The sequence below is a fragment of the Terriglobia bacterium genome (assembly GCA_020072565.1).
Taxonomy (GTDB): domain Bacteria; phylum Acidobacteriota; class UBA6911; order UBA6911; family UBA6911; genus JAFNAG01.
Map to the genome: position 1 here is coordinate 21,618 of JAIQGI010000058.1, position 13,009 is coordinate 34,626.

The window sequence follows — 13,009 nt, forward strand, 5'->3', positions numbered from 1 at the left end:
TTGTTATTTACACCCTGTGATCCCGAGGATCACAGAGACCAAGATCTGCACGTCGAGCACGTTGGTCCCGCCATCTCCGTTCATATCGCCGCTTACCATTGGGGACAGCGGCTTCACGCCAAGGATGGCATTGATGAGTGCCTGCAGGTCCATTATGTTCACCGCGCCATCAAGGTTCAGATCGCACCTTGAGGGCGCCGTGATAGTCGTAGAAACCTCATTCGAGAAGCCGCTCTCCAGGCCGGCTGTGTTGTATGCCGTCACCGCGAAATAGTAGGTGCCTAGTGACAGGCCGGTCACGGTGAAGGTGGTCTGCTTGCCCAGGGAGATCGGCGCGCCATATGTCCTCGGCGACGTGCCGTAGTAAACCTTGTAGCCGGCCAGATCGGTTTCGCTGTTTGGATCCCAGGCCAGGGTCACATCCGCCGCCAGGAGCGGTGCCGGGGCCAGCCACATCAAAAGGATCAATACCCTTTTCCAGCGCACTTCCAGCCCTCAGTTGACAAACAATGTGCAATTGAAGAACGCCTTCAACGTGGTTCGGTCGCCGTTGACGATCTCGACAATCGGGTGCTGCTCGACTGAGAAGCAGTCGCTCTTCCTGTCCTTGTAGACAATCGAGAACCCAAGCTGCCAATTCGGGTGATCGACGTAAGCCGGGTTTCGGTCGCAGAGACAGAAGTTTTCGTAGGCAACCACATCCCGGTCCCACAGCCGCTTGAAAGACGACCCGCCCCGGTGCGTGTGGTTTTGAATCAGCGAGATGCCCTTACTGTCCAGGAGATTCTTCGCCGTGTACCCGCTGTGTTTCGATACGGCGTCAAAATGTCCGATCAGCAGCTTGCCCCACTGCCAGCTCGTCTCTTTGTTGCCTGAGTAAACGCATTCAATCCTGTGCTGGTCCAGCTCCAGTTGCTCCTGCAGCGTCATGCCCTTTAATCCGTGCAGCTCGCGGGCATTGCTGGCAATAAAGACGGCCCACCTGTGCTCGTGATTCCCGAACACGTACACGATGCGCGCCCTCTGAAACCGCTTGCGAAGGCGCGCGAGGAAATCTCGGGTGAGATTCAACTCTGAAGAGAGCTTGGCCTTATCGTGGCACGCCGGGTTTTTGTCAAATTTTGATATGTCCCAGCAATCTGTTGCATCTCCGTTGATCACAACCAGGTTCGGGGCCAGTTCTTCTGCAATGCCCAGCGCCACTTCGATGGCCCTGTCATTCTGCCAAGGGAAATGAAGATCTCCGAGAACGAAGGCAGTCTCGTAATCGGCAGACGTGTGACGTTTAATGCGGCACCCCCTTTGACGTATTGGCAGGCCTGGCGGGGGCAGTGGGGCAATGCCCCGCCGTTGCCACTGGAAGATTGAGCGGTCTGCCTTATCGTCTTAACTGGACGGAAAACGCGAGGGCCGGCGCTCGGCTGGCAACGGGCGACGCAGCCGAAGTCGCAGCCGGTGAGCCATGGTTGAACGTGTTCGCATAAGCGCGGCCCGCGAAATAGGCCGTGGCAACGGCCAGGGCTATGTTGATGGGTTTTGCGGAGCGTGGGAAGTAGTGCCGGATGGTATAGGCTACGAAGATGCTGCCGCCGGCAATCCCAAGTCTCTGAGCTGGGGTGATCGTATACTCACGCCCAATGAGCGTAAAATGCCAGTCGGTTTTCGCGTCGGCTACGTTCGAAAGCAGAAAGGCCGCCGGCGCGATATTGTTCGGATCGCTGATCACGTCCCACACGCCGCCGGTGTTCGATTGAGACGGTGCCGGTTGATTCTGGTCCTGTGCCATCAAGGGTAGCGCACACAGAATGCATGCGATGATCAGCACGAAGATACTTCTTTTCATTCCTGACCTCCTTCGGTCTTCGTTTTGATGACGGCTCCATGGGCGCCGTCGTTGTGGTTGTTGGTTACCAGGGCGATCAGCGCCCCGAGAATTCCCGAAAACGCATCCTCGATGCGAATGACGATTTCCTGGGAAACGTTCCAATGGGCGAGAAGCACGATGGTCGCGCCAGCGGCGACAAAAAGAACCGCAAGCATTACCTTGTCGAAATTCGAGCCCAGCAGCCCGCGCCAGCTGAAATCCTGCATGTCGACCTCCGCTCAAGATAGAAATCCCCACATAACGGCCTGACAGGGCCGCTCCCAGGAGGGCGAGTGGTATGGGTTATCTCTTAAAATGCCCGTGCGATCGTGGCCAGCAGTTGTGCGAGAAGCAGCAGTTTCTGATACTTTGAAGAAGTCGCAGCGATCCTGTCGATGCTTGCGGCAATCGACGGCGCCGACTGGGATGCTTTTTCGATGTTCCCGGCCGTTGCGTCAGCATGCGCGGTGGTCGCCGCGATGTTCTTCAGGATCTCCAGCCATTGCGGGTCGGCAAGCAGGGCATTGATCTCGTCAATCGACACGCTGCCCTTTGCCGCGATCGTCTGCACTGAGGCTGTAACCGCCTGCATGGAAACGCCCAGCGTTTTCGCTGTCTCCGCCAGGCTCGGCAGAAGCCCGTCGTTGAGGTTTCTGTCCGTGTTTCGCACCAGCGCCGTAAGCGCCTGCGCGCTAGCATCGAAACTGCCCATGGCCGCGCCCAGGCCCTTCAGGTTCTCCTTCACGAGCGGAATGAGAACCTTGTTGATGTCCTTTGCGGTCCCATTCAACACGGCCGCCGTTTGCCAGCCGGCTTCGAGCGCCTTTTGATTCCGCGGACTCTCAAGGATCACCTTCTGCTTTTCCGCGTAATCAGCAGCTAGCTTCGCGGTGCGCTCAACCTGGCCTACGGCACCGTCCGCCTTGACGACGGCGCTGTCGGCTCTCAGCAGGAGACAGTGAACGTCCCGAGTCACCACAAAAGCGCAGATCATCAGAGAAGCCGCCAGGGCGCATAGGAAAACCGCCTTGATCGTGTTAAGCATGCGCCAGCTCCTGGTACATGCGGGCGTACCTGAGAACGTCCGCACTGTAATTGGCGTGGGCCGTGTATGTGTCCACGTCCATCTTCTGCGCCAAAGCCTGGAGCACCTTTCCCTCGCCGCAGTTGTAGCCGGCAATGCTCGCGCGCTCCAGGTCTGGCACCCGCAGGGACTTCCTGCGCGCCAGTATCTGAATTGCTTGGCGCTTCTTTGCCAGCACCTCCGCGGCAAACAATCCGTTCAGGCGCGGGTCTTTCCACTTCTCGCCGGTGCAGAACTCTGGGAAGCTGCGGTCGTCGATTTGAAACAAGCCGCGGCCGTGCCCGTTGTTGCCGACGTCATCGGCCGGATTGTCGGGCGTGCCGAAGACATCTTTCAGGAGCTTCGACTTGCCGCCCAGGGTTTCCCTCATCAGGATTCCGCCCATAATCCCCTCGCGATGCTGGTAAAGCTCGGCCCCCTCAACGAGGATCGCGCGATAGGTCGCAAGGATGTGTTTCAACAACGCTATTTCCTGTTCAGTGTTAAGCATCTGGCATCCCCAAGAGTTTTTTGATGTCCGTCCGTACCTCATTCAGGCCGACTTTGATTTCGTCGAGTTGAGGCTGCAGCACGTCCTTGCGCACAAACAGCTCGGGACATTGGCTCTGGCATTTCTCCACATCTTCCAGCCTCTTACTCGTGCGGCCATAGCCGCCGGCCAGTACTACTGCGTTCAGCAGGCTCGTGAAAACAAACGTCACGACCGCCTCCAGGTGTTCTGTTATCCACGTCATTGCCGTCCCCTATTTCGGATACGGGGATCACGTAGACAGAAGGCTCCCCCTCCCGATCATCGCGTTCGACTCCCCCTCGCTGGAATGGTTGCTATTGCCTTCCCGCACCGCACCTGGCAGGCCCGGGAAAGGCGTTGAGGTGTGTTATGATTTGTGAGTTCCCAGCAGCCGAATAAAGAAACTCCAGAAGCTCGGCCATGTGACGATTGTCTCGGTCAGACCGTGGCTCTTGTATCCGTCTCCCCGCAAGAGAATTGACTCGGCCGAGATGTGATCGCTGACTAGATACATCTGGCCGCTCTGCACGAGTTCGGCGTGCTGCAGGGTCGCGTTGGACGCGATCTTGGCTGTCGTTGGCAGGTAGTTGAGTATCGGCGAGTCGCGGCCCTGAATGATGTCGCAAAAGATCGACTCGGAAACGACGCGATACTCGGTCAGCTGCATCTGCCCTGTGTCGAGTAGCTCGGCGTGGAGCTGCCCGACGTTGGACTCGACCTTGAGGGCCCTGAACGTAGCGTCTTTGATAGACATCACGCAATCCTGAGAGCGAGTCGGATGTTGTTCGCGGTCGGAATGCCGGAGACCTTGAACGTGCCGTAAGTTCCGGCGTCAATCGGCACCACGATCTCGGAACCGGCCAGCAGGTCGCTGTCGCAGAGCATCTGCTGGTACATGCGACCGGCGAGGAAATAGTCGTTGCTGCCTCCCGATTTCACAACCAGGTTGGCCGCGGTAAAGATAAAGCCGCCGCTCGGACTTTTCGTGCCAATGCTGCCCTCGCTGTAGCACAGCAGCGCGCAGATGCGGGTTACCCTAGCCGCGGCCGCATTATCTATCGCCGAGAGCGCGAATATATTAGAGACCGGCTGCACCCCATCCGCGGTTGTCCGATGGTTGGACGCGTAAGCCCACTGCGTATGGATGTTCTGCGCCTCCGGACTGAGATCCAGGATTCCGCCGCGTGCAGCTTCAGGCTGCGCCAGCCTGAGCGATTCGATGTGAAAATGAAACTGGCCGGTGAAGAGGCGGAAGATGTTTCCCCCGGCCTCGATCTGAATTCGGCCCGTCTCTATCGTCACCCCGGACGAGTTGCGCACCCGGCATTCCAGGTTGGTCGCCGCGATGCGCGTCAGCAGCACGTCGATCCAGCGCCCGGAAGCGTCGGCGGGCGACTGAAATAGTCCCGAAGACGGCTCCGTCCATGCCGGATCGTTCTGGTTGAGCACCTCGTCGCGGAAGGCTGCAATGGCGTCGCTGACGTCTGTGATCAGGCCGGTTTCTTTATAACGGAACGAGCTTGCCAAGTAGGTTGGCACTGCCATGCTTTCCTCCGATCACCCTTTGCGTATGCACATCTTCGAGCCGTTATATGCCACGCGCCCTACCACCTTGAAGGTCCCGACCGTCCCGACGTCGATCGGGACCTGAATCTCAGCGCCGAAGGCCAGCCCGTCGTCGCAGCGCAGACATTGAAATATGCGCCCGATCCATCTGTTGTTGCCGGCGCCGAAGATCGAAGTTTCGATCATGATCGGATCGTAAACATAGGCGCCGGAGACAGTCTTTGTGGCGCGCGTGTTGGCGACCGGAAGGTTGGATCCCGAGGCCCGTCCGGTCGCCGTCGCCGTCGCGTTACTCATCATGTACCAGATATACCAATTCTGGTTTCCGACCGTGCCCGTTGTATCCCTGTGCCCGCAGCCGACCGTTGAATAGTTCGGCAGCGTCAATGTTTCCGGACTCAGGTCGATCAGCGCGCCTCCCCCGCACTCCGGAGTGGCGCGCGCCGAGTTGATGAACGCATGAAACTGCCCCGTGAAGTACTGGACCGACGTGCCGCCGACGTCGACGTCGATTGCCCGGTCGGAAATCGTCACGCCGAACATATCCACGATCTTTATGCCGAGGCGCGTGGCTGAAATCGTGGACAGTATGACGGTGAAGAACCGCCCCTGGGCGTCCGGCGGTGACTTGAAATTGTTCGCGACCGGCTCCGTCCAAGCTGGAACACCGTTAGTGACCACTTCGGTGCGGAAATCGGTGATGCATGTCGCTACATTGGCAACGGCCGCCGTCTCGAGATAACGAAAACTGCTATTCATAAAGGCTGGAACAGCCATCTCAGTATCCTTTCAACGACGGCACGAGGTCGAACACCTCCTCGTCTCCGTTGTAGATAAGCCCCAGGTAGCTGCGTTTGCCCGCCCCCAGTGCGATTTCGTACTCCACGTCGCCGACGTTGAATCCGGCACCCAGTGTCAGATGATGCCCGCCGACATCATCCTGCGTCACGATCACGAGGATCGGTTGCCCGTGTGTCGCCCCTGCCGGCGCGGAGAGCGAACAGTCTTGCGTCAGCAGGATCGAAAACACGCAGCCGAGTTTGGCGTCGATCTGCAGCACCGGCCCGTCTTTGACCGGGATCGTCCCGCCCGGCTGGGTGTCTGCCGGCGAGAAATCCGTGTGGTAGTCGTCATCGGAAAAGCTGTAACCGTTGCCGAAGACGATCCGCGCCTGCATGTGCTCGATCGGAACGTCGCCAGGCACAGGAATCGGGTCGGAGATAAACGTCTGCGTTTTCTTGTCTCCGCCGTCGACCTTCCAGCTGTTGATGATCGACCAGCCGTGCGTAGGCAGCGCCCCGAAGTAGCCGTGCCGATTCCAGCTCCAGGGACCATGCACGATCTTGACGCGCACATCCTGATACCAACCGTCAGGCCCCGGCTCCTCGAGACACCGGAATCCGAACAGGCCGGGAATCTGATTGCCCTGCAGCGCCGGGATCGTGCCCCACATGCAATGTTGGAGATCCCACAGCGCATTGCCTGCAGATTTCCTCATGGCCGCCACGTAACTATCCGAATAGATCGACTCGGAGACCCCGTGCTGGCTTATCTGCAGAATGTCGGTGCCGGCATTGATATTGTTGAGGTGCAGCTGCGCCTTGTTGCTTTCGATCTTGCCGAACAAGGCCCAAGGCGAAGCGCCGCTCTCGCTGGTCCCCTTGCCGCGGACATCCAGGAGCAGCAGGTCGCCTTCGACAGCGTCACCCCAGCCGGAGGTGTCTTTCTCAAGCACTCCGGTCGTCGGATTGAACCGATGCGCCGTGCCCGAGCCGTCGAAGGCCACGTGGCACTCGCCCTCATCTGAACTCACCTCGTCGTCAAACGGATTCCATCCCGCCGACGATGCGTCCTTGACTTGGAAGAATACAAAGAGGATTACGTTGCCGTTTTCCTCTGGCCGCGAGACCGAAACAACAACCGTGTTCGGCAGCGGACCCGGCGCAACGGAGCCGGTCCACTTCGCCGGCGGGCCGATGTCCGCGCGCGCCTCGTCTCCGGTTTCGGCGTAGTCGCGAACATACCGGGGAACGTCGTTGCCGTCGCTCCAGACCGAAAATCCGGCCGCGTTCTTGAACCTCCAGGCGTAATACCAGCGCCCGCTCGCGAGCCCCTTCATCGCATAGTTGCGCCCGGCGTAGCTGGCTTTGAGCCCGGTGATGACCAGACTCGCAATGCCATCGTGCACCAGTGTTCCGCCCTCGGCGGGCGTCCGAAGGTCTGCGGTCTCCGGCTTCTCACCGTTGAGGAAACATTTGGCCCGGAACTCGGCCTCGGTGATGTCGGCGTTCCACTTCTTCATCAAGCAACCGACAAGCACGTTCATGCCGTTGACGATCGAATTCGTCCATGGCTCGTCGGGCACGTGCGGCTCGCCGCCGGTCGGGGGCGGAGGTATCGTTTTCGGATCGTAGGGGTAGACGCTGTCGGGCCAATCGTCGCTGACATCCTCCGAGCATTCGATCGTCATCATGTGGGTGCCCGCCACGGCGTCCACATCATGCTGGATCGACTCGACAAAGAAGTCTTCGTCGACAAAGAGCCCGACCTTTTCGCCGGCCTCCACGTGGATCTTGTCGCTGATCTCACGCGCCTGCGCTTCGAGCAGATTCTCAACGCTCCGGTGCCCCCGCAACGTGATCGTCACTATCGGACGGACGTTTTTGTAGAGCGCAAGCAGGTGGTCGCAGAAATCCTGCGCTTCCTGCACGTTCGTCAAGTACCTGCCTGGAAACGGATAGGTTCTGTCGACCTTCGCGTTTTCCCTGGCTCTCACCGTCGCGCCGTCGCCTGCAACCACCATCGTCCCGTGCGCTCTGAGCAGAGTCACGTAGGCGGTCACGAGGTTGTTGTTGGTGATCTCCAGGTCCATCGTCATGCCCGTCTTGTCGGGCGGCACGATGTCGACTCCTTCCGTCAGCTCCGTTCCGCTGCCGTCAGAATTCGCATACGCCTGGTAGTCGATCATCCCCCATTCGTCCACGCCGATGTTCTGGCCCGAAGGGGTAAACTCGGCCGTGATCTTGCGCGTTTCCCCGGGCGCCAGCGCGAGCGCGTCACCTCCCTTGTTGTTGGACAGGTCGACGTAGGTCCAGATAACCTGCTCTTCGGAGATATTGAACGTGTTGAGGCGGGACTCGATCACGTTGTAGACGTCGCGGGCATTGTCGGCCATCGTGATCTGCGAATAGCGGACTGCTCCAGGCACGTTCTGGTCGGTCCAGGTAACCGCCGGCACGTGCCCGGCTCTATGCCCCCGATCCTCGAAAACGAATTTGCCATCATGCGATTCGCGGACAAAGCCGGCCTCGTTCTCCTCGAGGTCGCGGGCCGCCTGAAACGCCGGCACCTTGCTTTGGGTCCACCAGCGCGAGATCGTCGAGCGGCCCGTGTCAAGCAGCCGGTCGCCGGCGGGAAAGTTCGCGGCATCCAGAACCGCGGTCATGGCGGCTCCCGTTGCAATGCCTTGATGCATGGGCACCGTAACGAGACACTCCGATAGCCGTGTCAGAATACCGACTCCACGGATCGAGGCCGTTGCGCCGTTGATGTGGTCCCCGGGCTCGGGTGTGATCGAGTCGAGGTCGCCCTGGAACATCACCCGTTCCGCGTTCCCGTTGACGCTCATCGTCACGCGCATCAGCATTCCAGGCAAGGTCTTCCCGAAAAACGGGCTGGCTGGATTGTACTTGCTGAAATACGAGGTCTTGTTGCGGACGCTCAGCGTACAGGTCCCAGCCGTCGAGCGACCCGTCAGCTGAGATCCGAGGTCGCGCCCATACCGCCACTGCGCACGGTAGACGTACTCGGTGACATCGACCAGATTTCCGTCGCCGTGGATGTCGAGGTAGTATTTGTAGCTGGCCGCGCCCATGCACAATCCCTTGGAAACAAAAGGCCCGGAGCGATCCGGGCCTTTCACTCGTTGAACTAGCCCCGCATGTAGGCGAAGCCGCCGTTGCGCCAAGTGCGCGTCACGGCATCGGCGACCCTGCGATCGAGGTCGTCATTCCCAAAAATGTCGCCGTTGATGTTCACGACCACGGGTGGCATATCGCCACGGCCTCCATTGTCCAGGTTGTCCCGCAAGGCATTCTCGGTCCCGGCTCCAGGCACCGTACCAGTGTTGCCACCGTTCGGCTGTGCAACAGTGGTGTAGGTTCTGAGGTTTTTGAGCATCACATCGATCTCAGCCACGACCGAAGAAGCCGCCGCCGAAATCGCGTCAGCGATTTTGTTACCGACCCTGTCGAACTCATCCGTCACGGCATCGGTCAACCGGGTGATCTCCGAGGTGGTCTTCGTCTCGGCATCGGCCAGGTCGCCCAGGAGCCCCTTGATCTGCTCCTGGTAAGCGGCATCCATCGCGGCTTTTGTCTGAGCCAGCAGGTTGTCGCTGATCGTATTGAACCCTTCGCCGTATCGCTCCACTGCAGTTTTTCCGGCGCTGCCTCCGTACTGAAGCAATGCCTGCCGCATCGGATCGGTGAGCTTGCCGCTGCTCTGGAAGCCGGAGACCAGCTGATCCCAGTTGGACATGCCGCCGATCACGGGAGCCAGGGCTTTGAACTTCGCCGGGTCCAACCCGGTCGCGGTCAGGGCGTCAACGACGGACTGGTCGAAATTGCCCGCGAGGATCTTCTCGACCGCATTCTGCTGCGGCGCCAGGTCCTGCAGCTTCTTCTTGAGTTCGATGATGAAATCAAGAGACCTATGCAGCCCGGGCAGCGCTGCCGCCTGGTTGATCACTTCCAGATTGCCGCCGAACCTCTCGAACATATCGAGGATGCCCGGCATGATCTCGCCCGTCTCCTTGAAGTGCTCGACCATGTCGGTCCAGCTCTTGTCGGTTTGGGTGAGATCCGCGAAATCCTTAAACCTGTCGAGGTTCCCGCCCAGCTTCTGAATCTGAGCGGTGAGCTCGTCCGTAATGTGACCCGTAGCCACGAACTGGTCGTACATCGACTTCGTCTGCGGCACGAGGCTTTTGACCGCAGTCTGGAGATTCTGGAGGTCGGTCACCGCCTTGCTCGGAGCAAGAAGCAACTCGCTCCAGTTCGGCAGCGCCTTATTGAGAGCCTCGGAGTTTTTGAACGCCTTGGCAAACTCCTCGTTGAGTTTGGTCCAATCGCCCGTGGTCTGCCCGAGTTCGAAAGCGGCCCGAAAATTGAACGTCCCCCACAAAGTCTTGACGGCTTCGAGCGACTTCAGGAAAGCGTCGACTTTCCCTTGCGCCTGCGCCATCGGATACAGAGTCTCGACCAGGAACTTCGGCGTCGAAGAGATGTCCTTTCGGACGCCGTAGGCCGTCGACTCGCTGAGCCCGAGGCCCTGATAGTAGGACGCGAACTCGTCTTTGGTCATGTTGATGCCGCCAAAGTCGCGCGCCACTTCCATCGACCCCGCAACCTCCGCCGTTTTGCCCTTGATGGCATTGACCAGCGCAGGGAGTCCCTTTGCCAGCGCGGCCGCCGCGGCCCCGATCGCCATACCGACCGGTCCGCCTTGCGCCAGGCCGGCCATAGCACCGCCGCCGATTCCCTCGACCCATCCGGCGGCCCCGCCACGGTTCAGACTGTCCATAGCGAGCATCATGCCGCCGGCAGTCATAGCACCGCCGACCGCGCCGCCGATCCCCTTGCCGTTGATCCCGCCTTTCGGGAGCCCGAAAAGCCCTCCGCCAGAACTGCCCTTGCCCATCATCGCGAGCGTAGGGCCGACGAAATCCGGTGGATAAGACGACGCCGCGACCCCGCCGGACTTGAACAGACCGGAGATCGCGTCAGCCAGCGACTTGCCGATCCGCTTCATCTGATCCTTCACCGGAGCGAGCAGTCCATCGAACAGAATCCGAAGCAGGCTTTTCGCGGAATCCTTCGCGATCCGCCCCATGGTCGTCCAGAAACCTTTCCACTCGACGATGGAATCGGCCATCCCCTTCGTCCAATCGTTAAAGATGGTCGACACCTCCTCCGCCACCTGAGTTTTGGTCTCCTTGGCTCGGCCAACCATGGTGCGGTTGAACTCGGCCCAGTTTTTGTCGAGCTGCGATTCGGTCGGCAGCTTGACTAGACCGTTGAGCGGATTCTTGATCGTCGACCGGCCGATTTCCTCCTGGTTCTTGTACATCAGCTCTCGGATCCCGGACGCCGTGTCGGCCAGCTGTGCCGGAGTGATGGACTTAAGGCCCTCATGCCAGGACTTCATGGCATCGTCCGCCTTCTTCCAGATCAAAGCTGAGTTGTATAGCTCCTGATCCACCTTGGACAGCGGCTCCTGAAAATCCTTCTGCGCTTCAGTCGCCTTGACAATCTCCTGCCAATGCGCCTGCGCGTACTGGTCAACGGTAGCGCCCACCGCCTTGTACTTCTCGAACTCCGCCGTGATTGCCGACATCGGCTTGATTTCTTTGAGCCATTGCTCCTGGAGTTTCTTCTCGTCCTCCGTAAGCTGATGCACAGAGGCGGCCGCCGCTGTATGCGACTCGGTCTGCTTTTTGGCCAGCTTCTCGATCTTGTCGTAGGCATCGAGCATCGGCTTGATGCGGTCGATGTACTTCTGAGGGTCTTCCCAGCCCGACCTTTTCAGGATGTCGATGCCGTATTGCGCCTCGTCCTTGCCAAGGTTCAGGCTGCGCGCCCGTTTCTCAAGTGCCTCCGCTTCTTTGCGAAGCGCCTCTTGAGACAATTGCTGCATCTCTTTGACGCGGCCTTGGAACAAACCCAGTTTGTCCCATAACTTGGTCAACGCCTCATCGGCCCCGGTCAGGTCGGCAATCCAGCGACCTATGTTCCAGCCCAGGATTGCAGCGCCGGCAACAGAAGCGGCTTTCCCGAACAGGCCCATGTTGCTGGCGGCCCCGGAGATAGCCGTTTTGAAGTTGTCCCAATCCTTGATAACCGATGCGATCTTGAGCCCAGCCAAAGCCACCCCGAATGAGGTCAACGCTATCGTGTACGCGTTTATCGGGGCTGCCCCGCCCTCTAAGAATCCATTGAGATCCCTAATGGCATTTGCGAATGAGCCGGTATCAGGAAGAAGGCTCTTGAACGTCTTACCGAGGTTTGTCCAGAGAGCTTCGAGCTGATCTTTCAACGTCGCGGTTTGCTTCTTGAAGGCTTCGTCCGTCAGGCCGGCGGCGTTCGCCATGTCTTTCAGGTACTCGGTGTACGTGCCAGCCTGTTCTCCCGTGAGGGCGAGGGCAGCCCGCAAGGCCCGGACACTGCCGAAAAAGGTAGCGATCGCCTCGTCGTTGCCTTTCGAAGCTTTTGCCAGGTCTCCCAGCGCGCCAGCCAGTCCTTTTGTCTTCAGAGCCGCAGCGTCGATCTCGACGTGTAGCTCTTTGGCGAGCTTCTTGGCCTGTGCGGACGGATTCAGAAACGCAAGCAACGCCTGGTTCAAACTGGTCGTCGTGATCTGCGCACTCAAACCCATCTGGGTCATCGTGGCAAATGCCGCGCCCAGCTGTCCCAGGTCGACTTTCAGGGCCGCCGCAGTCGGGATCACCATGCCCAGCGAATGAGCCAGCTCGTCGCCTGTGGTCTTCCCTTTGCGGACCATTTGGAAAAGGATGTCGCTGACGCGTGTCGTCTCTTCGACCTTCAAGCCGTAGGCGTTGATGACCGTAGTCAAGAGATCCACCGACGTGTACGTGTCGGTCACGGCAGCCTTGGCGAACTTGGCTGCATCCTCGACAAACTTCACCGATTTCGAAGGATCGATGTTGGCAGACAATGCCAGGTACATGCCCTTGGCAAGCTCGGCGGTTGTCCCGAATTCAGCCGAGACGTTTTTCAGCTGATCGTACAGCGCGCCGGCGTTGACCTTTGTTTCGTCGAGCAAGGTTCGGACATTGGCCCAGACCTTCTCGCCCTCCATGGCGGATTGCGTCCACTCCCGGATTTGGTTACCGACGGCCAGGGCGCCGAACGTCAGGCCCAGTCCACCCACGATGCCCTTGACCGTGTTCAACACGGACCCGAAC

12 protein-coding genes are annotated in these 13,009 nt (G+C 59.4%); all 12 read right to left on the reverse strand.

Annotation, left to right across the window (positions count from 1 at the left end; all coding sequences use genetic code 11):
• Positions 1–3 precede the first annotated feature (3 nt).
• Positions 4–486, reverse strand: a complete 483-nt coding sequence (locus LAP85_25220) for a fibronectin type III domain-containing protein (protein MBZ5499715.1) — start codon at positions 484–486, stop codon at positions 4–6.
• A gap of 9 nt (positions 487–495) precedes the next feature.
• On the reverse strand, positions 496–1,365 hold the full coding sequence (locus LAP85_25225; GenBank protein ID MBZ5499716.1) for a metallophosphoesterase: 870 nt from the start codon (positions 1,363–1,365) through the stop codon (positions 496–498).
• Positions 1,366–1,378: 13 nt separating this feature from the next.
• Entirely contained in the window at positions 1,379–1,843 is a 465-nt protein-coding gene (locus LAP85_25230; GenBank protein ID MBZ5499717.1) for a hypothetical protein, read from the reverse strand.
• Positions 1,840–2,091: a hypothetical protein gene (locus tag LAP85_25235; protein ID MBZ5499718.1), complete on the reverse strand. Its 252-nt coding sequence runs from the start codon at positions 2,089–2,091 to the stop codon at positions 1,840–1,842. Before LAP85_25235 ends, LAP85_25230 begins: the two co-directional genes overlap by 4 nt.
• 83 nt (positions 2,092–2,174) lie before the next feature.
• The gene (locus tag LAP85_25240) at positions 2,175–2,909 is read right to left on the reverse strand and encodes a hypothetical protein (GenBank protein ID MBZ5499719.1); all 735 of its coding nucleotides are present in this window, start codon (positions 2,907–2,909) and stop codon (positions 2,175–2,177) included.
• A complete protein-coding gene (locus LAP85_25245; GenBank protein ID MBZ5499720.1) occupies positions 2,902–3,438 on the reverse strand; it encodes a hypothetical protein in 537 nt (178 codons plus the stop codon). The genes LAP85_25240 and LAP85_25245 overlap by 8 nt, the downstream gene beginning before the upstream one ends.
• Positions 3,431–3,682, reverse strand: a complete 252-nt coding sequence (locus tag LAP85_25250) for a hypothetical protein (GenBank protein ID MBZ5499721.1) — start codon at positions 3,680–3,682, stop codon at positions 3,431–3,433. Before LAP85_25250 ends, LAP85_25245 begins: the two co-directional genes overlap by 8 nt.
• 144 nt (positions 3,683–3,826) lie before the next feature.
• On the reverse strand, positions 3,827–4,213 hold the full coding sequence (locus LAP85_25255; GenBank protein ID MBZ5499722.1) for a hypothetical protein: 387 nt from the start codon (positions 4,211–4,213) through the stop codon (positions 3,827–3,829).
• A complete protein-coding gene (locus LAP85_25260) occupies positions 4,213–5,004 on the reverse strand; it encodes a hypothetical protein (protein MBZ5499723.1) in 792 nt (263 codons plus the stop codon). Before LAP85_25260 ends, LAP85_25255 begins: the two co-directional genes overlap by 1 nt.
• Before the next feature lie 12 nt (positions 5,005–5,016).
• Positions 5,017–5,802 carry a hypothetical protein gene (locus LAP85_25265; protein ID MBZ5499724.1) on the reverse strand — a complete coding sequence of 262 codons (786 nt, stop codon included), beginning with the start codon at positions 5,800–5,802 and terminating at the stop codon, positions 5,017–5,019.
• A gap of 1 nt (position 5,803) precedes the next feature.
• On the reverse strand, positions 5,804–8,899 hold the full coding sequence (locus LAP85_25270; GenBank protein MBZ5499725.1) for a hypothetical protein: 3,096 nt from the start codon (positions 8,897–8,899) through the stop codon (positions 5,804–5,806).
• A gap of 56 nt (positions 8,900–8,955) precedes the next feature.
• Positions 8,956–13,009: phage tail tape measure protein (locus tag LAP85_25275; GenBank protein MBZ5499726.1), on the reverse strand; the 4,054-nt coding region annotated here is incomplete at its 5' end.

What these genes read in the sequence shown, in the direction of transcription:
- LAP85_25230 (MBZ5499717.1), bottom strand. Translation starts at nt 1,843, where the DNA reads ATGAAAAGAAGTATCTTCGTGCTGATCATCGCATGCATTCTGTGTGCG.
- LAP85_25235 (MBZ5499718.1), bottom strand. Translation starts at nt 2,091, where the DNA reads ATGCAGGATTTCAGCTGGCGCGGGCTGCTGGGCTCGAATTTCGACAAG.
- LAP85_25240 (MBZ5499719.1), bottom strand. Translation starts at nt 2,909, where the DNA reads ATGCTTAACACGATCAAGGCGGTTTTCCTATGCGCCCTGGCGGCTTCT.
- LAP85_25245 (MBZ5499720.1), bottom strand. Translation starts at nt 3,438, where the DNA reads ATGCTTAACACTGAACAGGAAATAGCGTTGTTGAAACACATCCTTGCG.
- LAP85_25250 (MBZ5499721.1), bottom strand. Translation starts at nt 3,682, where the DNA reads ATGACGTGGATAACAGAACACCTGGAGGCGGTCGTGACGTTTGTTTTC.
- LAP85_25255 (MBZ5499722.1), bottom strand. Translation starts at nt 4,213, where the DNA reads ATGTCTATCAAAGACGCTACGTTCAGGGCCCTCAAGGTCGAGTCCAAC.
- LAP85_25260 (MBZ5499723.1), bottom strand. Translation starts at nt 5,004, where the DNA reads ATGGCAGTGCCAACCTACTTGGCAAGCTCGTTCCGTTATAAAGAAACC.
- LAP85_25265 (MBZ5499724.1), bottom strand. Translation starts at nt 5,802, where the DNA reads ATGGCTGTTCCAGCCTTTATGAATAGCAGTTTTCGTTATCTCGAGACG.
- LAP85_25270 (MBZ5499725.1), bottom strand. Translation starts at nt 8,899, where the DNA reads ATGGGCGCGGCCAGCTACAAATACTACCTCGACATCCACGGCGACGGA.